Annotated in this window: 22 protein-coding genes and 1 pseudogene; 5 read left to right on the top strand and 18 right to left on the bottom strand. The window is 64.3% G+C overall.

What is annotated here, in order from left to right; translation table 11 throughout:
* Positions 1-295: 295 nt before the first annotated feature.
* The 5 genes from LB523_RS01940 to LB523_RS01920 all read right to left on the bottom strand — a co-directional run bounded on the left by LB523_RS01940 (position 296) and on the right by LB523_RS01920 (position 7,145).
* On the bottom strand, positions 296-1,792 hold the full coding sequence (locus tag LB523_RS01940; protein WP_224600716.1) for a sugar ABC transporter ATP-binding protein: 1,497 nt from the start codon (positions 1,790-1,792) through the stop codon (positions 296-298).
* Positions 1,792-2,844 (bottom strand): hypothetical protein, encoded by a 1,053-nt coding sequence (locus LB523_RS01935; protein ID WP_224600715.1) that lies wholly within the window; start codon positions 2,842-2,844, stop codon positions 1,792-1,794. The genes LB523_RS01940 and LB523_RS01935 overlap by 1 nt, the downstream gene beginning before the upstream one ends.
* Entirely contained in the window at positions 2,841-4,964 is a 2,124-nt protein-coding gene (locus LB523_RS01930) for an ABC transporter permease (RefSeq protein ID WP_224600714.1), read from the bottom strand. Before LB523_RS01930 ends, LB523_RS01935 begins: the two co-directional genes overlap by 4 nt.
* A gap of 82 nt (positions 4,965-5,046) precedes the next feature.
* Positions 5,047-6,072, bottom strand: coding sequence for a sugar ABC transporter substrate-binding protein (locus LB523_RS01925; protein ID WP_224600713.1), 1,026 nt, complete (start codon positions 6,070-6,072; stop codon positions 5,047-5,049).
* Positions 6,073-6,158: 86 nt separating this feature from the next.
* On the bottom strand, positions 6,159-7,145 hold the full coding sequence (locus LB523_RS01920; RefSeq protein WP_224600712.1) for an ABC transporter permease: 987 nt from the start codon (positions 7,143-7,145) through the stop codon (positions 6,159-6,161).
* 442 nt (positions 7,146-7,587) lie between these two features.
* On the opposite strand from LB523_RS01920, the gene LB523_RS01915 reads away from it, so the two are divergent.
* Positions 7,588-8,589: an ornithine cyclodeaminase family protein gene (locus LB523_RS01915; RefSeq protein ID WP_224600711.1), complete on the top strand. Its 1,002-nt coding sequence runs from the start codon at positions 7,588-7,590 to the stop codon at positions 8,587-8,589.
* On the top strand, positions 8,586-10,082 hold the full coding sequence (hutH, locus tag LB523_RS01910; RefSeq protein ID WP_224600710.1) for a histidine ammonia-lyase: 1,497 nt from the start codon (positions 8,586-8,588) through the stop codon (positions 10,080-10,082). The genes LB523_RS01915 and hutH overlap by 4 nt, the downstream gene beginning before the upstream one ends.
* Positions 10,083-10,100: 18 nt before the next feature.
* Here the strand turns inward: hutH and LB523_RS01905 are convergent, their stop codons facing one another.
* The 13 genes and pseudogenes from LB523_RS01905 to LB523_RS01845 all read right to left on the bottom strand — a co-directional run bounded on the left by LB523_RS01905 (position 10,101) and on the right by LB523_RS01845 (position 22,021).
* Positions 10,101-10,904: a 3-methyl-2-oxobutanoate hydroxymethyltransferase gene (locus tag LB523_RS01905; RefSeq protein WP_224600709.1), complete on the bottom strand. Its 804-nt coding sequence runs from the start codon at positions 10,902-10,904 to the stop codon at positions 10,101-10,103.
* A 28-nt stretch (positions 10,905-10,932) separates the two neighbouring features.
* Entirely contained in the window at positions 10,933-11,247 is a 315-nt protein-coding gene (locus tag LB523_RS01900; RefSeq protein ID WP_224600708.1) for a MocE family 2Fe-2S type ferredoxin, read from the bottom strand.
* A 29-nt stretch (positions 11,248-11,276) separates the two neighbouring features.
* On the bottom strand, positions 11,277-12,368 hold the full coding sequence (locus tag LB523_RS01895) for a fatty acid desaturase family protein (protein WP_224600991.1): 1,092 nt from the start codon (positions 12,366-12,368) through the stop codon (positions 11,277-11,279).
* Positions 12,369-12,392: 24 nt separating this feature from the next.
* Positions 12,393-13,307, bottom strand: a complete 915-nt coding sequence (locus LB523_RS01890) for a sugar phosphate isomerase/epimerase family protein (protein WP_224600707.1) — start codon at positions 13,305-13,307, stop codon at positions 12,393-12,395.
* A 50-nt stretch (positions 13,308-13,357) separates the two neighbouring features.
* Positions 13,358-14,446 carry a Gfo/Idh/MocA family protein gene (locus LB523_RS01885; protein WP_224522908.1) on the bottom strand — a complete coding sequence of 363 codons (1,089 nt, stop codon included), beginning with the start codon at positions 14,444-14,446 and terminating at the stop codon, positions 13,358-13,360.
* A 77-nt stretch (positions 14,447-14,523) separates the two neighbouring features.
* Complete coding sequence (locus LB523_RS01880; RefSeq protein ID WP_224600706.1) at positions 14,524-15,588, bottom strand: ABC transporter ATP-binding protein; 1,065 nt, start codon at positions 15,586-15,588, stop codon at positions 14,524-14,526.
* The gene (locus LB523_RS01875; protein ID WP_224600705.1) at positions 15,588-16,376 is read right to left on the bottom strand and encodes an ABC transporter permease; all 789 of its coding nucleotides are present in this window, start codon (positions 16,374-16,376) and stop codon (positions 15,588-15,590) included. The genes LB523_RS01880 and LB523_RS01875 overlap by 1 nt, the downstream gene beginning before the upstream one ends.
* A complete protein-coding gene (locus LB523_RS01870; protein ID WP_224600704.1) occupies positions 16,376-17,245 on the bottom strand; it encodes an ABC transporter permease in 870 nt (289 codons plus the stop codon). The genes LB523_RS01875 and LB523_RS01870 overlap by 1 nt, the downstream gene beginning before the upstream one ends.
* A gap of 27 nt (positions 17,246-17,272) precedes the next feature.
* Positions 17,273-18,331 (bottom strand): annotated as a pseudogene (locus LB523_RS01865) (ABC transporter substrate-binding protein).
* A 45-nt stretch (positions 18,332-18,376) separates the two neighbouring features.
* Positions 18,377-19,351, bottom strand: a complete 975-nt coding sequence (locus LB523_RS01860; RefSeq protein WP_224600703.1) for a PfkB family carbohydrate kinase — start codon at positions 19,349-19,351, stop codon at positions 18,377-18,379.
* Complete coding sequence (locus tag LB523_RS01855; RefSeq protein ID WP_224600702.1) at positions 19,351-20,379, bottom strand: ADP-ribosylglycohydrolase family protein; 1,029 nt, start codon at positions 20,377-20,379, stop codon at positions 19,351-19,353. The genes LB523_RS01860 and LB523_RS01855 overlap by 1 nt, the downstream gene beginning before the upstream one ends.
* A gap of 2 nt (positions 20,380-20,381) precedes the next feature.
* Complete coding sequence (locus tag LB523_RS01850) at positions 20,382-21,107, bottom strand: GntR family transcriptional regulator (RefSeq protein WP_140838923.1); 726 nt, start codon at positions 21,105-21,107, stop codon at positions 20,382-20,384.
* Between the two features lie 143 nt (positions 21,108-21,250).
* Positions 21,251-22,021 carry an IclR family transcriptional regulator C-terminal domain-containing protein gene (locus LB523_RS01845; protein ID WP_224600701.1) on the bottom strand — a complete coding sequence of 257 codons (771 nt, stop codon included), beginning with the start codon at positions 22,019-22,021 and terminating at the stop codon, positions 21,251-21,253.
* 102 nt (positions 22,022-22,123) lie between these two features.
* On the opposite strand from LB523_RS01845, the gene LB523_RS01840 reads away from it, so the two are divergent.
* The 3 genes from LB523_RS01840 to pcaF are packed head-to-tail and all read left to right on the top strand — an operon-like array spanning position 22,124 to position 24,987.
* Entirely contained in the window at positions 22,124-22,981 is an 858-nt protein-coding gene (locus LB523_RS01840) for a CoA transferase subunit A (RefSeq protein WP_224522916.1), read from the top strand.
* Positions 22,978-23,781 (top strand): CoA-transferase subunit beta, encoded by an 804-nt coding sequence (locus LB523_RS01835; protein WP_224600700.1) that lies wholly within the window; start codon positions 22,978-22,980, stop codon positions 23,779-23,781. Before LB523_RS01840 ends, LB523_RS01835 begins: the two co-directional genes overlap by 4 nt.
* Entirely contained in the window at positions 23,782-24,987 is a 1,206-nt protein-coding gene (pcaF, locus tag LB523_RS01830; protein WP_224600699.1) for a 3-oxoadipyl-CoA thiolase, read from the top strand. It begins immediately after the preceding gene.
* Position 24,988: the final 1 nt, after the last annotated feature.

The following is a 24,988-nucleotide window of genomic DNA, read 5'->3' as shown; positions in this document are numbered from 1 at the left end:
CACACTGCAGCGAGGTTGGGCGAAGCACTTCAGCCTCGTCATTCTAGGGCGGAGCAAGGAGCGAAGCGACGCGCGCAGACCCTAGAATCCATTCCGTGACTTCGCGCGAAGGGTGCAGCGGAGCAGAATTCTGGACCGCTGCATCCCACGGCAAAGGTAACGGAATGGATCCTCGGGTCTGCGCGCGTCGCTTCGCTCCTTGCTCCGCCCGTGGATGACGACATGACAAGCGCCTCGGCTAATCTCCAGGGGTGCTCGATCCAATCGCGCGATCATCCGCCGCCGCCTCGCTACCCTAGTGCACCGCCGCGTACATGATCTTCTCCTCCGTCGCCTCCGCCGGCGAGAACTCCTCGACGATGCGGCCCTGGCGGCAGACAAGGATGCGGTCGGACAGGTTCATGATCTCCGGCAGGTAGGACGAGATGACGACGACGGCGAGGCCTTCGTCCGCCAGCCGGTTGATGATCTGGTGTATCTCGGCGATGGCGCCGACATCGACGCCGCGCGTCGGCTCGTCGAAGATGACGATGCGCGGCTGCTGCACCAGACCTTTGCCGATCACCACCTTCTGCTGGTTGCCGCCGGAAAGCTCGACCACGCGGGCGTTGTCGTTGATCGCCTTGATGTTGAGTGTCTTGGTCCATTCGGCCGAGAGCTGCCGCATCTCCTGCTGGTTGATCATCCAGGCCTTCTCGCGGCCGGCGGCAAGCAGGCCACCGAAGAGGTTCTCGGCGATGCCCATGGTCTCGAAGATGCCTTCGCTCTTGCGGTCCTCGGTGACATAGACGATGCCGTCGGCCACCGCCTCGCTCGGCACGAGGTAGCGCACCGGCTTGTCGTCCAATTCAATCGCGCCGCCGCGCAAAAAGTCGCGCTTGTAGATACCCGAGACAATCTTGAAGGTCTCGGTGCGGCCCGATCCGATCAGCCCGAACACGCCGGTGATCTGGCCTTCGAAAATCGAGAAGGAATTGTTGCGCACGATGTTGCTCATCGAGATGTCCTGCACCGAGAGCACTTTCTTGCCGGCCTTGCGCAATTTCGTCTCGTCGCGCTGGCGATAGATCTGCCCCGACAGCGAGCGGCCCACCATGGCCGCGACGATCTTGTCGCGGTCGAAAGCCGATGTCTGGTCGGTGATCACCAGTTCGCCGTCGCGCAGGATGGTGATGCGGTCGGCAATCATCAGCGCCTCTTCCAGCGCGTGGCTGATGAAGACGATCGACACGCCGCGCGCTTTGAGCCTCCGGATCAGCGCGAAGAAATGGCGTTTCTCTTCCGGCGTCAGCGTCGCCGTCGGTTCGTCGAAGATGATGATCTCGGCATTATGGTGGACGGCGCGCGCGATCTCGACCATCTGCCGCTTGGCCGCGCCCAGCGTCGCCACCATCGCATTGGGATCGACCGGAAAATTCAGCGACTGCAGGAATTGCTGCGCCGAGATGTAGGTGCCGCGCAGCCGGTTGAGGAATTTCTCGGTGCCAAGATAAAGGTTCTGCGCCACCGTCATCGACGGCACCAGGCTGGTCTCCTGGAACACCATGGCGATGCCCGCTTCCAGCGCGGCGTGCGGCGATGCATAAGCCGTCTCGACGCCCTTGTGGAACATCTTGCCCGACGTGGCGTCGACGACGCCGGCAATGATCTTGGTCAGCGTCGACTTGCCGGCGCCGTTCTCGCCAAGCAGCGCATGGATCTCGCCCTTCCGCAGATCGAAGGTGACGTTCTTCACCGCCGGAACGCCGCGATAGGTCTTGGTGACGTTTTCCAGACGGACGATCGGTTCCATCAGAAACCTCCCGAAGCGAGGTCGAGCGCCAGGACGCAATCACCGCCCTTCGAGGCGACGAACAGGCGACCGTCTTTTTCCGCCACGCTGCAGATGCCGTGCCGCGTGCCGTTGGCGCGGCTGTGCAGGCTGAATTGCGGCTGCAGGCCCCGATCGAGCTTGACTACCAGCCCATAGGAGCGGCTGGGCGACCACGGCTTGTGGATGCCCATGGTGCGGATGCCGCCGCATTGCAGCGGCTCGAGGAAGCTGCGGTTGGAGGCCAGCGCCGGCGCGATCCAGTAGGCAGGCGGCACCTGGTCGATCATGTCCTGGCGATAATGCGTTTCCTGCAGCACGAATTCGATCAGCCGGTTGCGTGACGCAAATAGCGTCAGCCACGCGCCGCCATCTCCCGCCGGCGACAGCCGCGCGGGATAGCCGGGCAGATGCGTCAGCACCGTCGAGCGGTTGCCAGTCGCGTCAAAGCGCACGAGCTGGTGGCGCCAGCTTTCGCTCACCAGCACGTTGGCACCGACCGGGTGAAGTCCATAGGGAAAGGCGATGTCGCCGGCGATCTTCTGAAAACCGATGCCACCCGCCCCGCACCGCCACAGCGAACCGGATGCGCCCTTCTTCATCAGGTCGGCCGCCCATTGCGACGGAGCATGCGCGCCGGAGCCGTTGGCCAGCCACAACGTGCCGTCATCGGCATAGGCGAGCGCGGTGATGCACCGTATTTCGGCCGGCAGCGAAACCTCCTTGCCGGCAATCAGCAGTCTGCCGCTCTCCAGCCCGACGGTCAGTTCGCCCGATGGCGACAGCGCCAGCGCGGTGATGGGGGATTGAAAGGTTTCGACAGCGACGGGCTCGGAACCAGCCGCAACCGCCAGGATAGCGTTGCCGCTGGAGACAAGCAGCCGCCCGTCAGACACCAGCAGATTGTCCGGCTCGCTCAGTTCGGCGAAGGCCGGCGCGTCGTCCAGCCGCGTGTTGGGACGGAAGGCGCCGTCGAGCGGCGGAATGGTGACCGCTCTGCCGCGAAAGACATCCAGGATCGGATCGAGGATCATGGCTTGCCTCCCCAATAGGAGGCGGGGCTCGTCCAGCTCGGGTCTGCGCCTTCGATCCTGTAGCGCCCGATGCGGTTGTTGAGGATGCCGCCGACGAACAGATATCCCTTGTGCTCGCGCATCGAGGTGACCATCGGATGCGCGTTGCCGGAAAGATCGCCGAGCGTCTCGACGATGCCGCCCTTCTCGTTGAACTTCACCACGCCGCCGGTGTTGATGTTGGGAAACAGCCATTCGTCCTGCGGCAGGCGGCGGGTCATGCGTTTGCGCATGTCGGGATGGCGCAGCGACAGGTCGAAGCTTGGCGTGCGCATGCCGAGCCAGGCCATCCAGTAATTGCCGTCGGAGGCACGGTTGATGTTGTCGGGATAGCCCGGCATGTCGCGGATGACGCATTCGGCGGTGCCGGCCTTCGGTCCTTCCAGCCAATAGCGATGCACGCGGCAGGCCCAGCTTTCGGCAAAGAACAGCGACTTGCCGTCATGCGCCATGCACACGCCGTTGGTGTAGCGGTAGCCGTCCAGCAGCGTCTTGGTCGATCCGTCCTTCGGATCGTAGGCCAAAAGGCGGCCCGTGGCGCGGTTCTCGATCGAGTCCAGCGCCCAATCATGGGCATCATAGCGCTTGGTTGAATCCGTAAAATAGATGCGGCCGTCCGGCGCGATGTCGCAATCATTCGGGTCGCGCAGACGCGCATCGTCGACGATCGAGGTCCAGGAGCGCGCCGTCTCTGCCGAGAGGCGCTTCACCTCCCGGTCCGGCGAGACCGAATAGAGCCCCATGGCGCCGACGCAACTGATCAGATTGCCGGCCCGGTCGAAGGCCAAGCCCAGCGGAAAGCCGCCTATATGGGCAAAGACTTCCGACTTCACATAGTCCGGTGCGAAGAAGCGGACGATCTCGCCATGACGCGTGCCGCAATAGAGATGGTCGTCGCGGTCGAGGATGACGTCCTCCGGCCCCTCCAGCTCGCCGAGCCCGATATGGTCCGCCGCCGACAGCCGGTTGTCGAGCTCGCAGGACGTGCCGGAACCGGGCGCAGCCGATTGCGTCTCGCCCATCTTGAGGTAGACCGGCGCGACATAGACCTCGTTCAGCACCTTGTGGCGGTTCTTCAGCCAGCGGATGTCGATGGTGACGGCAACCGCAAGCAGGATGCCGAGCACCATCTGGTTGGTGCCGGTGCCGTAGCCCAGCCGGATCAGGCCGTTGGTCATGGTCAGAACGATGATGGCGCCCATCAAGCCCTTGACCACCGAGCCGCGTCCGCCGCCAAGGCTGACGCCTCCGACCACCGCCGCCGTCAGCGCCATGATCTCGAGATTGAGGCCGGTGCCCGGCCCTGCCCCGCTCAACCGGCAGGCGATCAGGAAGCCGCCGATCGAGGCGCAGAAGCCTGAGAAGACATAGCTCATGAACACGGTGCGCCGCACCCGGATGCCGGCATTATGCGCGGAGCGCCGGGAGCCGCCCACCGCCAGCACATGCCAGCCTGGGCGCGAGCGCGTCAGCGCGATATGCGTGACGACGGCGAGGATGATGGCCAGCCAGACCGAGACCGACAGGCCCCAGAACGTGCCGTCGCCGATGAAGTCGAGCACATCGGAACTTGCCTGGGAAAGCTGCACGTCGGCGGCATAGGTGGTAACGAGAATGTCGAACAGCGCCCGCCCGAAAATGAAGGTGACCAGCGTTGTCAGGAAGGCACGCAGCCTGAGATAGCCGACGAGGTAGCCGTTGATGGCGCCGAAGACGAGCCCCGTGCAAAGTGCCGCGGCCAAGGCCAGCCAGATCGACTGTTCGAGAATGAAGAAGACGTAGACGGCGGAAAAGCAGGACAGCGCGAAGATTGAGCCCACCGAAAGATCGATGCCGCCGCCCAACATCACCACGGTCATGCCGATGACGACCAGCGAGAACTCGCCGAGCTGTCGCGTGGATTCCTGCAGCGAGGTGAGCTTGAAGAAGCCCGGAATGATCGAGCCGAACACGCCGAGCGTCGCCACCAGCGCCAGGAAAGGTATGGCGTTGTCGGTCCAGCGCTTGGTCAGGATCTCGCCGACCAGATGGTCGGGCACGAGATTGTAGCGCCAGGCCTGGAGGCGTTCACGGAAATTCATCGGCTGCTGCTGTCATTAAAAACGGGAAAGAGGCGGCCGGAACAATCCGGCCACCCCGTGGATGCTTTTCCGGCTGCGCGGCTTATTTCGCCGCCGCTTCGGCTTGCAGAGCCTTCAGGTCCCAGCAGCTGTCGGGCTTGAGGTCGGCCTTGGTCGTCGCCTTCTCCAGCGTGTAGATGTAGGTGTGCGAGGTGCCGGCCGGCTGGCCGCTCTGCAGCAGGAACTTGATGATGGCGTTCATGTCGCCCGACTGGCGGGCAAGATCGGTCATCACCACGGCGCCATAGGTGCCGTCGTTCAGCTTGTCGCAATCGGCCGCCTTCTCGCCGCCGCCGGTGGTGACCAGGAACACCTTGCCCTCGAGCTTGGCGTCGCGAATCGCGGCCGAGGCACCAGTGGCGTCGCCGTCCCAGAAGTCGATGATCGAGCATATGTCCGGGTGCTGCTGCAGCATCGTCGTCGTCACGTTGCGCGAGGTGGTCGCGTCCCAGTTCGAGTCGGGCTTGGCCACTACCTGGAAGTCGGGATGCTTCTCCAGCACCTTCATGATGCCGGCATACTGGTAGAGGCTCGACGAGTTTGCCTGGTCGCCCTGCACCAGGCCGATCTTCTTGGACGAATTCTCGCCGCAGCCTTTGATCGCCGCTTCGGCTTCGAGCTGGCCGAGCTTGTCCCAGTCGCTGCCGACGAAGGCGTCGGCCGGGAAGTTCGCCGGATTGTCGACCAGCAGCACATAGGTGCCGGCGGCCTGCGCCTTCTTCATCAGCTTCGAGTAGGAGTTGAGGTCGGGCGCATGAATGATCAGCACGTCCGGCCGCGTGTCCGAAGCGATGGCGTCGGTGATCGCCTGCGCGCCGGCATCGACCACCCAGTTCGGGTCGCGGGTCTCGAACGTGCCGCCCCAGGCCTCGACTTCCTTCTTCAGGTAGTGCGCCCAACCCTGCGCCAGGTCGAAGCCCATCGCCAGCGGCACCAGCATGACGCGTTTGCCGTTGAGCGCCTTGGCATAGGCGGCGGGGCCTGGATCGTCTGCGGCAAAACTCGGCGCCGCGAAGGCGGTAACGGCGAGCGCCGTGGCGGCGGCCATCAATGTCCTGATTAGTCTCATGTCACACCTCTGGTTCGGTTTTCGTTGCCGGGCGATCGTCGCGATCGCCCGGGTACCCGAGAGCAAGATGGTCTAGCCCATCTGCTCTAAATGTCGCCTTGTTGCGCCGTCTGCTCGTCGCGCGGATTGATGATGCCGTCGACGATGATGGCACCGAGCAGGATCGCCGCCTTGATCAGGTTCTGGTAGAGCAGCGGAATGTCGATAATGGTCATGGCGTTGAGCAGGATGCCGATCAGCGCCGCCCCCACCAGCACGTTGCGCACCCCGCCCCTGCCGCCCGAAAGGCCGATGCCCCCGATCACCGCCACCAGGACGATGTCGTAGAGCAGCGTCGAGTTGACGATGCGGGTGTTGATCGAATGCAGGCTGGCTGCCGTCAAAAGCCCGGCGACCAGCGCCACGAAGGCCGAAAGCACGTAGCGCAGCACCAGCATGGGCCGTACCGGAACGCCGATGTTGCGGGCAGCGACCGGATTGTCGCCGGCGAAATAGATGAAGCGGCCCCATTTGGTGTAGCGCAGGAACAGGAACACCAGGAAGGCCAGCCCGGCGAAGACGAACACCTCGACAGGAATATCGAGGAAGCGGACGCCGCCGAGCAGCTCGACCCAGTGTCCGCCGGGCACCGGCACGGCATCCTGCGTGATCAGTTGCGAGCGCACATAGCCGAACACGAAAGAGCCGGTGGCCAAGGTCACGAAGATCGCCGGCACGTCGGCATAGGCGACGAGAAAGCCGTTGAGCAGGCCGATGGCTAAAACGCCCGCCAGCACATAGACGAAGGCGAGCCCGTCCGAGGTTCCGGTGTTGAGCAGTTGCAGGTACCAGGCGACCGACATCGCCATGATCGCCACCGCCGAAAGGTCGATGCCGCGGCCGATGATGACGACCGCCATGCCGAGCGCCAGGATGCCGAGCACCGAGACCGAGCGCACGATGGCCACCAGATTGTCGGCGGTCAGGAACCCGGGCAGGCCCAGGGCAGCGGCGGCGAACAGCAGGATGGCGATGGCAAAGACGATGCCTTCCTGATTAAGGCGCCTCCAGTTCGGCCAGCCGATCGCATTCATCGCTTGTGTCTTTCGCCCCGAGGGCAAGGCCTTGCCGGCCTGCACCCCGCATGAAAGCTAATCGGCTCAACAGCGGCTCGTCAAATGAATCCGCGTTCAAGAACGGCGCCTCTCCGACTATTTTCCGAGTGGACGCATCAATTGCTGCAACTGGCGCAATAGGCGGAAACTCTTGGGGTTTTGGCGGTTCGTTGCCGTGATCGCGCGGCGGGTGGAAGAACCCGTTCGGGACGTCGCGGGACGGCGCAATTTGAGTCCGCAAAATGCGCCCGGCGCGACGTCAATTGTTCGCTGAATGGCCCGAAACCTCTGCGCCGGCATTGCCGGCAGGAGCATGCACACACCGCCGTGGCGCCGGCCCAGTCCAGAGCTTATCCAACAAACTTCCGTGTCGCCGTCTCGCCTGTTATGGATGAGTCCGGGGGTGGGCCGAGGAAAACGCATGAAGCCGATTTATATCGACTACCTCAATGCTCTCGATATCGAAGCGCTTGCCATGACGGACGCCGAGATCATCGGCGCCGTCGAAGCCGGACTCGTCGCGCAGGGCAACGGCCAGACGGTGATCGAGCCGCGCGTCCATCTCGAGCCGGATCCCTCCTTCCACGGCCACTTCAACGTGCTGCGCGGCTATGTGGCGCCGCTCGATGCGGCCGGCGTGAAGATCGTCGGTGACTATGTCGACAACTACAGGCATGGCCTGCCGTCGGAATTCGGCATCCTCAATCTTTTCGATCCGCGCACCGGCACGCCGCGCGCCATCCTCGACGCCACCGTCATCACCGACATGCGCACCGGCGCGGTCACCGCCATCGGCGCCAAGCATTTGGCGAAGAGGTCGTCCAAGGTGCTCGGCCATATCGGCGCGCGCGGCACCGCCTATTGGAACGTGCGCCTGCTCGACCATCTCTTCGACTTCGACGAGATCCGCGTCCACTCACGCCGGCCCGAAAGCCGCGATAGCTTTGTCGCGAGGCTGGCGGCCGACCTCGGCAAGCCAGTCATGGCCGTGGCTGACTGGAAAAGCTGCGTCGAAGGCGCCGACATCGTCGTCGAAGCCTCGCGGCTGCCGGAACCGCAGCCGCTGCTCAAGACCGAATGGATCAAGCGCGGCGCGCTGGTGGTGCCCTATGGCACGATGAGCGCGGTTGAGCTGTCATTGACCGATGTCATGCAGAAAATCGTCGTCGACGACTGGGGCCAGTGCAAGGGCGGCAAGTTCGGCTCGCTGCGCGCCCATGTCGAGACGGGACGGCTGAGCGAGGCGACGCTGCACGCCGAACTCGGCCAGATCGCCGCCGGCCTCAAACCCGGCCGGCAAAGCGATGGCGAGACGATCCTGTTCTGGCATCGCGGCCTCTCGCTCTCCGATATCGCGCTCGGCAAGGCCATGCTCGCCAAGGCCGGCGAAAACGGCATCGGCCAGAGGCTGCGCTTCGCATGAGCCCGCTCGTTCTCACCGGCGCCGGCGTCAGCATCGAGGATGTGGTTGCCGCCGCGCGCAACGCCTGCAAGGTCGAGATCACGCCTGCCGTCCTCGAAAAGCTCGACAAGGCTCGCCAGGTCCTTGATGCCGCCGCGGCTGCGGGCCAGCAGATCTATGGGCTGAACAGAGGCCTCGGCGCCAATCTCGTCACCGCGGTCCAAGGCGACGCCAGCGCCTTTCAGCGCCAGCTGATCGAAGGCCGCAGCGCCGCCGTCGGCGAGGCGCTGCCCGTCCCGGCGGTACGGGCAGCGATGTTCGCCCGCCTTGCGATGCTCGCCGCCGGCGGCTCGGGCCTGTCGCCGCGTGTGTTCACCGCGCTGGTCGAAGCGCTCAATGCCGGCGTGCATCCGGTGATGCCGTCGCTGGGTTCGATCGGCGCCGGCGATCTTCTGCTGATGACGGCGGTCGCTCGCGTGCTGATCGGCGAAGGCGAAGCCGAATATCAGGGTCGCCGCATGCCTGCCGCCAAGGCGCTGATGATGGCGCGGCTGGCGCCCGTCACTCTCTCGCCGAAGGACGGTCTTTCCCTGATCAACGCTTCGGCCGTTTCCACCGGGATCGGAGCGCTGGCGCTGACCGATGCGCTGTCGGCGCTCGACCAGCAGCAGCAGGCCGGCGCGCTGACGATGGAAGGCATCGGCGCCAACCGCACCATTCTCGATCCGCGCCAGCATCAGGCGCGCCCGGGCGCCTGCCAGCAGCTTGCGGCGAAGGCGCTGCGCGACCTGTTGGCGCGCGATGAGGCGCCGGCGCCGACCACCATCCAGGACCCGCTGTCGATCCGCTGCATGCCTTCGATCCACGGCGCGCTGGTCCAGGCGATCGACCATGCGCGGCTGGCGGTTGAGATCGAACTCAACGCCGCCGCCGACAATCCGCTGGTGCTTGCCGATGATGAGCTGGTCATGTCGACCGGCAATTTCCACACAGCGTCGCTGGCGCTCGCCTTCGAGACGCTTGGCCTGGCGATCGCGCAATGCGCGGCAGCGTCTGCCGCGCGCTTCGTCCAGCTCACCGGCTCGACCCGCCACGGCCTGCCGAAATACCTCTCGCCAGTCGGCGGTGCGTCTGCCGGCTTCGTGCCGTTGCAGAAGACGGTGACGGCGATCCTGGCCGCGATCCGCCACAAGGCCAATCCGGTGATGCTCGATTTCCTGCCGGTGTCCGAGGGCGTCGAGGATCACGCCACGCAGACGCCGCTCGCCATCGCCAAATGCGCCGAGATGATCGTGCTGTGGCGGCGACTGATCGCCTTGGAACTGATGGCTGCAGCGCAGGCCGTCGACTTGCGCGAGGGCATGGCGCTCGCGCCGGCCACCGGCGCGATCCACGCGGCCGTGCGTTCGCATGTGGCGACGCTCAAGGAAGACAGGCCGCTCGGCATCGACGCTGAAGCGCTCTATGCCGCTCTCGTCAGCGGAATCTGGCAAGGCCCTCCGGCCACGGGCTGACGCTTTTCGATTCTTGGTTCAGGGCTTTGCGTCCACCTTCTTCATGAAGAGGGTGAGCTCTTCCGGATCCATGTGCACGACATGCCTGTCTTCGGGATAGGCGCCGCTGTTGACGTCGGCGACATATTCGGAAAACGCCCCGATGCGCTCCTGCTGCAGCCGGTCATATTCGGCGGCGAAGTTGCGATAGACTTTCGAGTGGCGTGGCATGTGACCGCGATTGGTGCCGAGAATATCTTCGGCGAACAGATATTGCGCGTCGCAGCCGGTGCCCGCGCCCATCGACAGCATGATCAGCGAAGTACGCTCCGAGATCGCCTTCGCCACTTCCACCGGCACCACCTCGATCTCGGCGCCGATCGCGCCGGCGGCCTCGAGCTGCTTGACCGCCTCGAACACCTGCATGGCGGTGTCTGCAGTCTTGCCGACCGCCTTGAAGCCGCCGGTCCAGGTCGCGCGCGACGGGATCAGGCCGACATGGCCGATGACCGGGATGGCGTCGTCAGCCATGCGCTTGATCGTGGCGTAGCCGGCGCTGCAATAGACCGCGTCGGCGCCGGCTTTGTAGAGCCGGAACGACCAGCGCACGAAATCGTCGGCCGTGCCGATCTCGAAGAAATTGTCGCCCGGCATGGTGAAGAGGCTGGGCGCGGCGTCGCGATATTGCGGGTTGAGAACCAGGTCCGGCGGCACCGAGACGATGTCGACCCCTGCCCGCTCGGCGGCCTCGGCTTCCTCCAGCGTCAGCACGCGCAACATGGTCAGCTGCCGCTTGCCCTTCATGGCGCGCAGGTCGGCAACGGTCGGTCTCTTTCGGCTCATCGGTACATCCTGTTTTAACTGGCGGCTTTCAGCCGATATCGATCATCACCTTACCGGCCTCGACCTTGACCGGATAGGTCTTGAGGTTGACGCAGACCGGCGCGCCCTTGGCCTGGCCGGTCTTGTAGTTGAAGCGGCCATTGTGCTTGGGGCATTCGATTATGTCGTCCATCACCAGCCCATCGGCGAGATGGGCCTTTTCATGCGTGCAGTACCCGTCGGTCGCGAAGAAGGCGTCGTCCGGCGAGCGATAGATCGCGAAAGTGCGGCCGCCATGATCGAAGCGGATCACATCCTCCTCGTCCACGTCGTCGACCGCTAATGCTTCGACCCATTCCGCCATCGTCTGCCTCCAATTTGCCTAAGCTGCGCCTATTCGGCGGCCGCCGCCGTTATGTCGAGTTCGTGGAATTCGCTGCGATAGGGCTTGGCCGTCGGCGGCAATTCGCGCTTGAGATAATAGTCTTCATATTTCAGCTGCCTGAGCAGCACCGGCCAGACCTCGCGATAGGCATGCCACATCGACGGGTTCGGCACCGGCAGATCGTGCTTGATCAGCTCATGCAGCTTCGGCAGGGCGTGGTACGGCACCATCGGGAACATGTGGTGCTCCACATGGTAGTTCATGTTCCAATAGATGAAGCGGCTGATCGGGTTCATGTAGACGGTGCGCGTGTTCAGCCGGTGATCGGTGACGTTGTCGGCCAGCCCGATATGCTGCAACAGCCCCGTCAGCACCATGTGCCAGGTGCCGTAGAGCCGCGGCAGGCCGATCAATACGAGCGGTATCCATGATCCAAGCGCGATCGCGACAGCAATCGTCGCGGCGTAGACGACCATATGCCAGCGCGCCGCGATCACCGCTTTGTGCTGTTCCATTTCCGGAATGTAGCTCTTCTCGTCGTCCGACAATGTGCCGAAGGCCTGGCGCACCAGCGTCGGCAGCGAATAACGGAAATCGAGGATGCCGGTGAAGGCCAAAGCCGCCTTGACGAGGTCCGGCGGCCGCATCACCGCAATCTCGGCGTCGCGGCCGACGATGATGGTGTCGGTGTGGTGGCGCGCATGGCTCCAGCGCCACTGCACCGGATTGCGCATCAGCATGAAGGAAGCGATGTGATAGACGACGTCGTTCATCCAGCGCGTGCGGAAGGCCGTACCGTGGCCGCATTCGTGCCAGCGCGAGTCGCTCGACGAGCCGTAGAGCACGCCATAGACGAACAGGAACGGCACGATCCACCAACTGCCCCAGAACCAGACGATGCCGGCCGCCGAGCCCAGGATCGCGACGATCCAGATGATGGTGTCGCGGATCGCCAGCCCATCGGAGCGCTGCATCAATTCCTTCATGGTCTTGCGCGGTACGTCGGTATGGTACCACTCGGCCGAGGCAAGCCCGGTCTCGATCGCAAGCCGAGTGCTTTCGCCGACAAGGCTGTAGTCGCGCTTGGTGCTGGCGGCCATCGCCATCGTCATATTCCCCAGCCGTCAAACTCCGTTGGCGCAGAATTTCTCATCGAGGAATTTTTTCGCGCGCGGTACGTCGTCCTGGGTCAGGTGCTCGATGATCACCGGGATGTTCGGATGCTTCTCGCTGAGCCGCTTCAGATAGAGGTCGTAGTTCAGCGCGCCGAGGCCCGGCGCCGGCAGCTCGATCTCGCCGACGCCGCGGAAGGTAAGCCCCTCATGCGCGTCCGCGTCACCGATATCGGCATGCTTCTCGGACTTGTCGTCGCCCGAGCGCTTGACGTCCTTGGCATGCGCGATCCTGATCTTGTCGCTCAGCGTGTCGAACACCTGGTTCAGCACATGGTCCATGCGGTCGATGTTGTGCGCCTCGAAGTAATTGGTCGGATCCATCAACAGGCCGAGACCGGGGTGGTCGACCTGTGCGAACATCCTGACCGTCTCCTCGACCGAACCGACGACGTTGTTGACATAGGTCTCAAGCAGAAACACGGCGCCGTGGTCGTAAGCCGTCCGGGCAAGGTCGGAAATCACTTTGCGGCATTCCTCGAACCCCTCCTCGGTCTTGTTCTTCGGGTGATGCACCCAGTCGGACTCGGTGTTGTAGGTGCCGGTTTCCGAGATCACGTAAGGCGAGCCGAAATGGCGCGCATTGCGGATAATCTCCTTCAGATACGCCAGTCGCCTGTCGCGCTCGGTCTTGTCCGGATGAATGATGTTGGTGTAGCCGGACACGCAGCAGACTGGCAGGTTATGATCGCGAAAAGTGTCGCGCACTTTCCGCGCCTTTTCCGTGGAGATCTGCCCGGCCGACAGGTCGATATCCTTGAAATGCAGGTCGAGCTGCACGGTGTTGAAGCCGAGCGCACGGATGCGCCTGGCGGACTCTTCCAGCTCGTAGGGAAAATAGCCTGTGAAGATACCTGCCTGCATCATGAGGTGAAGTCCTCTGGGTAAGCGATTCAGTTGCCCTGCCTTTTAGTCGCCTAGTCGACAGAGATTTCGGACAGCCTGATCGTGCGACCTTCCGCCATCGAACGGTAGCCGGCCTCGACCAGCGCCATGGTCTTGACGTTGTCGGCGACCGACAGCGCCGGCGGCGTGCCGGTCTTCAGCGCGTATTGCAACTGCTCCATGACGCCGATGAATGCATGCGGAAACCACATCGTCTCCCAGCTTGGGCTGACCCATTTGCCGCCCGTCGTTTCGCTCGAGGCATGGGTCAACGTCGACGCGACGCCCTTCGGCCATCCAATCGTGCCCTTAGCGACGCCCTTGATGCCGTCGACCCGCCAATTGATGTGCTGATCGTCCTCGTAACCCTCCTGGCGCGGGCCGGACCAGACGTCCTCCAGCAAAACGGCAAGCACGCCCGAGGGGAAGCGCAGCGTCGACACGGTGATGCCGTCCGAGTGCTCGAACGCCGTGCGCGGATCCTTGCGCGTCAGCGTGGTTATCTCCTCCGGTTCGCCAAAAAGGAAACGCAGCACGTCGAGGTGATGCACGCTCATATTGGCGAGCGTCAGTCGATCGTAATCGGCAAGGAAGGTCTGCCAGTGCGGGATCGCGTGCATGTCGATCTCGGCAAAGACGATGTCGCCAAGCGCGCCGCTGTCTATGATCTGCTTCAAGACGCGCATCGACTGATCATAGCGCATGTTCTGATTGACCGAGAGGATCTTGCCGGACGCAGCCGTTTCGTCGCGCAGCTTCACAGCTTCCTCGACCGAAAGCGCCAGCGGCTTCTGCGCCAAGATCGCTTTGACGTGCGGCTGCTTCAACGCATGGCGGATCAAAGCCGGTTGCTGATCGGGCGGAAAGGCCAGATCGACGATCTCGACCTGGCTGTCCTCGATCAATTGCTCCGGCGTCTCGTGGACGGTCGCAATATTCCAGCGATCGGCGACCTTCTGCGCATTGGCTTTGGTGCGCGATGCTATGGCGACCGCCGGAAAACCGGCTTCGTGATAGGCGGCGAGATGGCATTCGGCCATGATCATGCCGGCGCCGATACAGCCGATCCGATATTCCCTGACCCGAACTGTCACGTCCGGTTCGAAGCCTATACTCGCCATCCATTCCTCCCTTGGAGGATGGATATAACGCCATGGTCCGGACCTCAGCCAAGGCCCGCGCCATCATTTCCCATCAGTCAGGCCGCAATCAGCACCGTGCTGTCCGGCGACCAGCTGAGCACGACGGGCTGACCCTCTGCGAGGCGTTCGGCACCGGTGTTCTGGACGATCACCTTCAAAGTCTGGCCGTCGCGGTCGACGAAATAGGTGCTGTTGTTGCCGGCGAAGATGCGCTTTGAGACCTGCCCCGTGAGCGTGTTGACATTGGCTGGATCGGGCTTTGCCGCGCCGGGCGAAATCCGGATGCGCTCGGGCCGAACGGCGCAGCTCGCCTTGGCGCCGGTCGGCACCGATGCGCCTGTCGAAGCCGCGATCGTCGTGCCGTCGGGCAGCCTGATCCCTGAGCCGGTCGCGTTGCCGTGAAAGATATTGGCGTCGCCGAGGAAAGTCGCGGCGAACTCGCTTTGCGGCCTGTCGTAGATCTCTTCCGGCGGTCCTTCCTGCACCAGCCTGCCGTCGCGCAATATGCCGATGCGGTCGCTCATCGTCAGCGCCTCTTCCTGGTCGTGGGTGACGAAAATGGTCGTGATGCCGATCTCGCGCTGGATGCGCTTCAGCTCGATCTGCATGTCGACGCGCAATGCCTTGTCGAGCGCGCCGAGCGGCTCGTCGAGCAAGAGCACGCGCGGCTTGGTAACGATGGCCCGCGCCAGCGCCACGCGCTGGCGCTGGCCGCCGGAGAGCTGGTGCGGCTTTCGCCCGCCGAGCTTGCCGAGCTGTACGAGATCGAGCGCGCGTTGCACTTCCGCAGCGATTGTCGCTTTCGGCTCGCCGCGCACCGACAGGCCGAAGGCGATATTGTCGGCGACGCTCATATTGGGAAACAGCGCATAGTTCTGGAACACCATGCCGATGCGCCGCTTTTCGACCGGCACGCGCTCGACGCTCTCGCCGCCGATCGCAATGCGGCCGGAATCCGGAAAATCGAAGCCGGCGATCTGGCGGAGCAGCGTGGTCTTGCCGCTGCCGGATGGTCCGAGCAGCGCATAGAAGCCGCCATCGGCAAAATCGATCGAGACATCGTCCAGCGCCTTGTGCGCGCCGAAGCTGCGCGAGACGTTCGCGACCTGGACGCCAGCCATTATTTCTCTCCACCAAACTTGAAGAAGCGCGCCGTGAGCAGCATCAGCGCCATCGACACGACAATGATGATCGTCGAGACCGCGTTGATCTCGGGCGTGAAACCCTTGCGGATCGCGGCATAGATTTCGACCGGCAATGTCGTTTGGCCGGGCGTCGACAGGAAATACGAGACCACGAACTGGTCGAACGACACGGCGAAGGCGAACAGCCCGCCGGCGATCACCCCGGGTATGATCCACGGCAAAGTAACCCGCATGGTCACCTGCCACTGGTTGGCGCCGAGCGAGCGCGCCGCTTCCTCCAGCTCTGGCGCGAAGGTCTGCAGCCGGGCCGACGCGACGACGATCACATAAGGCAGCGCCAGCGCGACATGGCCAAGCAGGATTGCAATGAGCCCGCGGCCGATTCCGACGCCGAAGAAGAAGATCAGCATTGCCGTGCCGGTGATCAGCCACGGAATGGCGATCGGCGGGAAGAGCAGCGCCTGCAGGACTTTCTTGCCGCGGAACTCGTAGCGGTAGAGCGCCAGCGAAGCCATCGAGCCCAGCACCGTCGAGATCAAAGTGGTGATGATTGCGATCTCGATGCTGTTCCAGGTCGCGGCGATCAACTGGTCGTTCTGCCAGAGCGAGGCGTACCAGTCCGTCGTCCACTCGAACGGCAATTGGTAGAAGGGCGAAGCGTTGAAGGACATCGCCGCCATGATGATGATCGGCAAATAGAGGAAGCCGAGCAAAAGCACGATGTAGAAGCGCCCGAGCCATTCGAGGATGCGCGTCGTCGCCATCACGCAGCCCTCCGCAGGACAGGCGCGGCCAGCGCCAGGATGATCAGCACGACCGCGAGCAGGATAAAGGAGAGTGCCGCGCCCAGCGGCCAGTTGAAGACGGCGACGAACTGGTCCTCGATGATGGTGCCGTAGAAGGTACCGGTGCGGCCGCCGAGGATGCGCGGCTCCATGAAGGAGCCGACTACCGGTACGAAGATCAGCGCGGCACCCGCGATCAGGCCCGGCATCGACAGCGGGATGATCACCCGCCACAGCACCTGCCGCCGCGATGCGCCAAGCGAGCGGCCCGCCTCGATCAGCGAATCATCGATGGCCTGCAGCGTGAGATAGCAGGTCAGCACCATATAGGGCACATAGGAGTGCACCAGGCCGATGATGACGGCTGGGTAGGAATACATGAGATCAATGTTGATCTTGAACGGCAGAACCGCATTGAGCGCGGTGTCGAGAATGCCGCCTTCGCGCAGCACCATCGCCCAGGAGAAGATGCGCACCAGCCCGTTCGACCAGAAGGGCAGGATAACGAGCAGGAAGATCGCCTCGCGGCTGCGCCCTTTCAGCACCTTCGCAAGCACATAGGCCGCCGGGTAGCCGAGGACGACGCACCACAGCGTCACCTCCAGCCCGAGCCGCAGCGATGAAAACAACAGCGTCGAATAGAGGCTCTGCGAGAAGAAAGCTGCGTAGTTGCCGAGCGTGAACGACCATTCCTTTCCGGCCAGCGGCAGGTCGGTCATGAAGGAGAAGAACAGCATGGCCGACAGCGGCAGGAAGATCGCCACCGTCAGCCACAGATAGGCCGGAAGGAGAAGCGGCAAGGCCGGCTTCAGTCCGCGGCGCGAACCGATCGCAAGCTGGTCAGCCATCTGCCTCTCCTCACCGAAAGACGTGATTTACTTCACGTTGACCTTCAGCTCCTGCCACAGCGCCAGGTATTTCTCGCGCTGCGCATCGGTGATCGGCGCCTGGAACTGGATGCGCTTTGCGACCTCGGGGCTGCCCATGACCTTGCGGTTGAAGGCGTCCTCGGGCAGCGCGTCGACAGCCTTGGTGTTGGCCGAAACCGGCGCGCCGACCTTGGTGACCCATTCGACGTAGAATTTCGGGTCGATCATATAGTTGATGAAGGCCTCGGCGCCCGCGACATTCTTCGAGCCGACCGGGATCGAAAAGGCGTCGAGCCAGGCGACGGCGCCTTCCTGCGGGATGACCAGCGAGACCGGCAGCTTGAAATGCGTCTTGGCGCGGTCAGCCGAGCCGCTCCAATAGGTGCCGATGTCGATCTGGTTGGAGGCGACCATCTGGTTCCAGTCGTTCTCCGAGCTTCAGAAGGTCTTGATCTGCGGCATCAGCGAGGTGAGCTTCGCCTTGACCGCGTCCATATCCTTGATGTCGTTGATGTCCTGCCCCGACGCGATCGCGCCGAACTGCACCGCCTCGACGGCGTCGTCGCGGATGATGACGCGGCCCTTATGCGCCGGGTTCCACATCTCGGCGATGCTCGTCGGCGGCTTGTCGAAGGATTTGTCGTTGATCGCCAGAGCCGTCAGGCCCCACACCCACGGCACGCCATAGACCTTCCCGTCATGGTTGAGCATCGGCGAGCTGGCCTTGTCCTTGGCGATGTCGGCATAGTTGGAAAGCTTCGAGACATCGATCGGCTGGATCAGCTTGCCGGCCATCGCCTGGTCGTTGAAGGCGGCGTTGATCATGACGACGTCGTAGAGGCCGGGATTGGTGCGGATCTTGGTCAGCATCTCCTGTTCGGAGTTGAAGAAGTCGTTGACCACCTTGAAGCCGGTCGCCTTCTCGAAATTGGCGACCGCCCAGGGCTCGTCGGCGCCATAGCCCTTCCAGTTGAGCACATGCACTTCCTCGGCGGCCTGTGCTCCAAGCGTAAATGCTGAGACGAAGACGGCGGTCGCCGTCAGGAAAGCGGTCAGTCTGGGCATGCGCATGTTCTTTTCCTCTCATTGTTTGCCCGATTGACGGGCTTGTTAAGTTGCAGTCGCTTCCGCCCGGTCGAGCGCGGTCGTCGCTTCGCCGCGCTCGGTCAGGAACTCCTGGATTTCCATGTCGGTCGGCGCCGAAGATCCGCCATGGCGGGTGACCGAAAGCGCGGCGGCCGCATTGGCATAGCGTGCCGCCTCGCAAGCGCCCATGCCGCGCGAAAGGCCGCTGACGAAGGCGCCGATATGCGTGTCGCCGGCCCCATTCGTGTCGACGGCTTCCACCTTGAAGCCCGGCACCGCACGGGTGCCGCCATCGGCCATGCGCACCAAGCAGCCATGCGCGCCGGCGCGGATGACGACGCCTTCCGCCCTGGGGCAATGCTCGGCGAGCAATCGGATCGCGACGGTCTGGGCATCGCCGGCGCCGGCAATCTCGGCAGCCTCATTGGTGTTGCAGCTCAACCAGGTCGTACGCGCCAGAACCCTGTCCAGGATCGGCCGTGGAATGTCGGCGATCACCGGTGTCGGATCGAAGACGAAAGGAATGCCGGCCGGAAGCGCTTCGATCCAACCGGCAAGCGCGTCGCGACTGCCGGGATAGCTCAGCGTGTAGCCGGAGGTGAAAACCCAATCACCCGGAACGACTTGGACCGGTTTCATCATGTCCGGCGTGAGCCGGCTCTCGGCGCCCGGCCACGAAACGAAGGTGCGCTCCGCGTCGCCGCTGATCATGGCGACGCAATTGCCGCTGTCCATCGAAGGCGATGACGGCGTCAGCGTCTCGATACCTTCGGCCGCGAAGGCTTCGCGCAGGAAGTCTCCGTCCGGCCCGGTGCCGAGCTGGCCGCCGAACACCACCTTCATGCCGGTGCGGCTTGCCGCCACCATCATATTGAAGCCGCCGCCGGCGACCCGCGCGTAAGCTGACGCGGTCTTTTCCGTGCCGGCCGCCGGCAGGGCGTCGATGCGGTAGACATAGTCGACCACGGCGCTGCCGACATGAACGAGGCGCCCGCTCATCAGGCAACCTCCTGGCCTGGGCCGGCCTTGGAGCCGCGTGTGGCGACCAGGTCGCCAGCCAGCCCGCGAACCTGCGCGAGGTCGATGCCATGCAATTCGGCGATGCGATCCTGCGGCAGCTTCGACAGGCCGGCGCAGGCCCCGGCCATGCCGGCGGCAATCGCACCGATCGTGTCGGTGTCGCCTCCGAGATTGGCGCCGATGACGGCAGCCCGCCACGCATCGCCTTGCGCGACCTCCAGCACGGCGAAGGCCGCCGGCACCGATTCCTGGCTGGCGACGCCGGTGCCAACCAGGTCGACGATCAGCTTGATGGCTTGCTTCTCCGCCTTGCCGCGGACAAGCTCCTGCGCCCAGACGATGCGCGCGGCGATGTCGCCGCCGGTGACCCAATGGCCGAGCGCAGCACCAAGCCTTGCGGCGGCGACCCCATGATCGGAAGCGATGCGCCAATCGCCGCCCGAAACACCGAGACTGACAGCGGCTGCGACCGCCGCAGCCGATGCGATGGCGATCGAGGTGTTGTGCGTGGCCCGGCAGGTTTCCGCCACCTTGGAGACCAGAACGTCGAGCGGCTCCGGCGGCATCATGATGCCGACCGGCGCGATGCGCATCGCAGCGCCATTGGTGTCGCCGCCGCGGCCAGCTTCTTCGGCCGGCACGCCGCTGTTGATGGCATCGATTGCGCGCTTGGTCGATGGTCCAAGCAGGTCGTAGCTGCCGCGCGCCTTGACCTCGCGCTCCCAGTCGAGCAGCGCGTTGACCCAGTGCGCATGATCGAAGCGCTCGCCGGACTCGACAAGGATGCGGCCAAGCAGCAGCGCTTGTTCGGTATCGTCGGTGATCGCGCCGGCGGGCAGCCCTTTCGACACCGGGTGATCGGCGGCAGGCGCGACGAACTCCTCGACATGGCCGTAAAGCTCGGCGATGCGGGCCGTCGACAGAAGCTGCGTCGGCATGCCCAGCGCATCGCCCAGCGCCCCGCCGATCAGCGCGCCCATAGCCCGGTCCATCGCGTCGGCCGCCATGCTCAGAACTCCAGGTGCAGCGCGAAATGCGCCGGATTGAGCAGGCTGGTGACGAATTCGATGGCGCGCCCGTCGGCGGCGCGTGTCAGGCGGCGTGTGCGCAGGAACGGCGTGCCGGGCGCGCAGGCGAGGATGGCTGCGTCGGAAGCGCTCAGCATCTCGATGTCGACCCATTCCTCGCCGTGATCGGGAACAAGCCCTGCCCCGCGCAACGTCTGGTGCAGCGAGCCTTCGCGCAGGCCGCGCAGCGGTATGTCTTCCAACTCCGGCGACAGCGGCAGCCGGCTGCGCTCGATCGAAATGGCATGGCCGTCGTCGGCGTTGGTGCGGGCACGATCGACGGCGATGAAGGACGAGCTCTCGACGCCGAGCCTGGCCGCCAGTTCGGCGTCCTCGATGATCTCGAGCCGCAACGTGCGTGTCTCGGCATTGGCGCCCGCATTGGCAAGCGCGCGCGACCAGCCGATCGCGTCGTCGACCGGCATGCCGTCGAAGGTGACGAATGAGCCGATGCCGACCTTGGTGGTGATCAGCCCGCGGCTCGACAGTTCCTCGAGCCCTTTGCGGACCGTGTTGCGGCTGACGGAGAAGCGCTGAACGAGCTCGTTTTCGCTCTGCAGGCGGTCGCCGAAACCGAGCAGGCCGGAGCGTATCTCATGCTCCAGAACCGTCGCGATCTGCTCGGGCTTGCCCGTGCCGGGAGTGATCTGCGTCGCGCGACGGGCCATATCGATACCTGTTCAGTGAACCTGTATAATCCTGTTCATTATCGGATTAGAATTCCCCCGTCAACGAACCTTCATCACAATTCAAGAACGGAAGGAGGACCGGGCGCAGAATGAGCGTGCGGCGGCAACCGGAGACGCGCCGCTCAAGCGAAGAAGAACTCCTCCACGCGCTGCTTGGCCTGGCGCAGCACCGGCAGGATGTCGCGCTCCATCGCCTCGACCGAGAAACGCGCCGACTGCGTCGAGACGTTGATGGCGGCGACGGTGCGGCCGGCGCGATCGACGATCGGCACCGCGATGGAGCGCAGGCCGAGTTCCAGTTCCTCGTCGACGATGGCGAAGCCCTCCGCCCTCGCCTTGTCGATGGCCTTGCCGAGCGCGTTGCGGCCGGTGATCGTCTTCGGCGTCCGCCGCTCGATGGTCGCTTGCGCCAGGAAGGTCTTCAAGTCGTCCGCCTCCAGACCGGAAAGCAGCACCCGCCCCATCGAGGTGCAATAGGCCGGCAGCCGCGTGCCTACATCGAGCGCGACGCTTAAGATCCGCCGTCCGGGGATGCGCGCAACGTAGACGACGTCCTCACCCGATAGCACCGCCGCGTTGCAGGCCTCGTCGAATTTGCCCGCCACCTCGCGCATGATCGGCGCCGCGAACGTCCAAAGCGATGCGCCGCCGAGCCAGGTCCGCGCGACGGTCAAAAGGCGCGGCGACAGCGAGAACAGCCGGCCGGACTGCGTCGCATAGCCCGTGGCGACCAATGTCAGCAGAAAGCGGCGGGCGCCCGCGCGGGTGAGGTCGGCCTCTTCGGCCATCTCGGTCAGCGTCATGCCGGCCGGATGGCGCGCAAGGATTTCCATCACTGCCAGGCCGCGTCCCAGCGAGCCGACATGGTCGCGCGAAATTACTTCCTCTCCCACGAGCGCCTCCATGCCGGCGTTGACTCAATGCAGAGCTCGGAGTTAGAAATATCTCATACAAAACAGATGTTCGCAATGCGAACTTTTTCGTGGGGTCTGGAGATGGTCAAGTTCCTGCCGCTGAAAGAGGCGGTCGCGGAAAACCTGCATGACGGCGATACGGTCGCCTTCGAGGGCTTCACTCATCTGATCCCGACCGCCGCCGCGCATGAGGCGATCCGCCAGGGCTTTCGCGACCTGACGCTTATCCGCATGACGCCCGACCTGATCTATGACCAGATGATCGGCATGGGCATGGCTAGGAAAATCGTCTTCTCCTATGTCGGCAATCCCGGCGTCGGCCTGCTCAGACGCGCCCGCGACGCCATCGAGAACGGCTTTCCCCGCGCCATCGAGATCGAGGAGCACAGCCACGCCGGCATGGCCAATGCCTATGAGGCGGGCGCCGCCGGCCTGCCTTGTGCGGTGTTCCGCGGCTATCGCGGCGCCGGTCTTGCCGTGGTCAATCCAAACATCAAATCCGTCACCTGCCCTTTCACGGGCGAGGTGTTGGCGGCCGTTCCGGCGATAAGGCCGGACGTCACCTTCATCCACGCGCAGAAGGCGGACCGCAAAGGCAACGTGCTGGTCGAGGGCATTATCGGCATCCAAAAGGAGGCTGTTCTTGCCGCAAAGCGCGCAGTGGTGACGGTCGAGGAAATGGTCGACAGCTTCGACGAACTCCACCCCAATCTCACCGTGCTGCCCAGCTGGACGATCGCTGCGATTTCGGTCGTGCCCGGTGGCTCGCATCCCTCCTACACGCATGGCTATTACGAGCGCGACAACGCCGCCTATCTCGAATGGGACGAGATCGCCGCCGACCGCGGCCGCTTCCAGGCGTGGATGCAGCAGAACGTCATCGAGAGCAGCCCGGATGACTTTGCCGGCCGCATCGAACATCTGAGGAAAGCCGCATGAGCGACGCGAAGGAGATTGGTTTCACCCCGAACGAGATGATGACGATCGCCGCCAGCCGCGCCTTGAAGAGCGACGATGTCTGCTTCGTCGGCATCGGCGCGCCGTCGGCCGCCTGCAACGTCGCGCGGCTGACGCATGCGCCGGATATCACCTTGATCTATGAGAGCGGCACCATCGGCACGGCGCCCGACGTGCTGCCGCTGTCGATCGGCGACGGCGAATTGTGCGAGACGGCGGTCACCACCGTCGCGGTGCCGGAGATGTTCCGCTATTGGCTGCAGGGCGGCCGCATCTCGATCGGCTTTCTGGGCGCCGCCCAGCTCGACAAATTCGGCAATATCAACACCACCGTCATCGGCGACTATGCGCATCCCAAGACCCGCCTGCCCGGCGGCGGCGGCGCGCCGGAGATCGCCACTTCGTCAAAGCAGGTCTACATCACCATGGCGCAGTCGAAGCGCGGCATGGTCGAAAAGGTCGACTTCTTCACCTCCTTCGGCCATGGCGATGGCGGCGATCATCGCAAGCGGCTCGGCATCGATACCGCCGGGCCAACGCTTTTGATCACGGACCTCGCCATCTGGAAGCCGGACCCTGTGACCAAGGAATTCACAGTGGTGTCGCTGCATCCCGGCGTCTCGCGCGAGCAGGTACAGGAGACCTGTGGCTGGACAGTCAAGTTCGCGGAGGCTCTTGACGAGACGCCGGCGCCGACGGAACTCGAGCTGAAGACATTGCGCGACCTGCATGTCCGCACCAAGGCGGCGCATCAGGGGATCGCCGAGGGGAAAGCTGCCTAGATGACTGAAGCCTTCATTTGCGACTACATCCGCACGCCCATCGGCCGCTTCGGCGGCTCGTTGTCCTCCGTCCGCGCCGACGACCTCGGCGCCATCCCGTTGAGGGCCTTGGTCGAGCGCAATCAGGGCGTCGACTGGGCGGCCGTCGATGATGTCGTCTATGGCTGCGCCAACCAGGCCGGCGAGGACAATCGCAATGTAGCGCGCATGGCGCTGCTGCTTGCCGGCCTGCCGCAGGACATCCCCGGTTCGACAGTCAACCGCCTGTGCGGCTCGGGCATGGATGCCGTCACCATCGCCGCACGCGCCATCAAATCGGGCGAGGCCGAGCTGATGATCGCCGGCGGCGTCGAATCGATGAGCCGCGCGCCTTTCGTCATGCCGAAGGCCGACGCCGCCTTTTCGCGCAACGCCGAGATCTACGACACCACCATCGGCTGGCGCTTCGTCAACCCGCTGATGAAGAAGCAGTACGGCGTCGAGTCCATGCCGGAGACCGGGGAGAACGTCGCCGAGGATTTTTCCGTTTCCCGCGCGGACCAGGACGCCTTCGCGGTGCGCAGCCAGGACAAGGCCGTTGCCGCTCAAGGCAGCGGCCGGCTGGCGAAAGAGATCACGTCCGTGACGATCCCGCAGAAGAAAGGCGATCCGGTCGTCGTCTCGAAGGACGAGCATCCACGCGCCGGCACCACCGTCGAGACCCTGGCCAAACTGCCGGCGCCATTCCGCCAGGGCGGCACCGTGACGGCCGGCAACGCCTCAGGCGTCAATGACGGTGCGGCCGCCCTCATCATCGCTTCGGAAGCCGCGGCGAAGAAGCATGGCGTGACGCCGATCGCCCGCATCCTCGGGGGTGCCGTCGCCGGTGTGGCGCCGCGCATCATGGGCATCGGTCCGGCCCCGGCCACCAAGAAGCTTTGCGCCCGCCTTGGCCTGACGCCCGAGCAATTCGATGTCGTCGAATTGAACGAAGCTTTCGCCTCGCAAGGCATTGCCGTGCTGCGCCAGCTTGGCATCGCCGAGGATGCCGCGCACGTCAATCCGAATGGCGGCGCGATCGCGCTGGGTCACCCGCTCGGCATGTCGGGCGCGCGCATCACCGGCACGGCGGCGCTCGAGCTGCGCGAGCGCGGCGGCAAGCTGGCTTTGGCCACCATGTGCATCGGCGTCGGCCAGGGCATCGCAATTGCGCTGGAGCGGGTCTGAC

It is taken from the genome of Mesorhizobium sp. ESP-6-4 (assembly GCF_020164735.1).
Classification (GTDB): domain Bacteria; phylum Pseudomonadota; class Alphaproteobacteria; order Rhizobiales; family Rhizobiaceae; genus Mesorhizobium.
The sequence above is the reverse complement of the archived record's forward strand: the minus strand, read 5'-3'. Positions and strand labels throughout refer to the sequence as shown.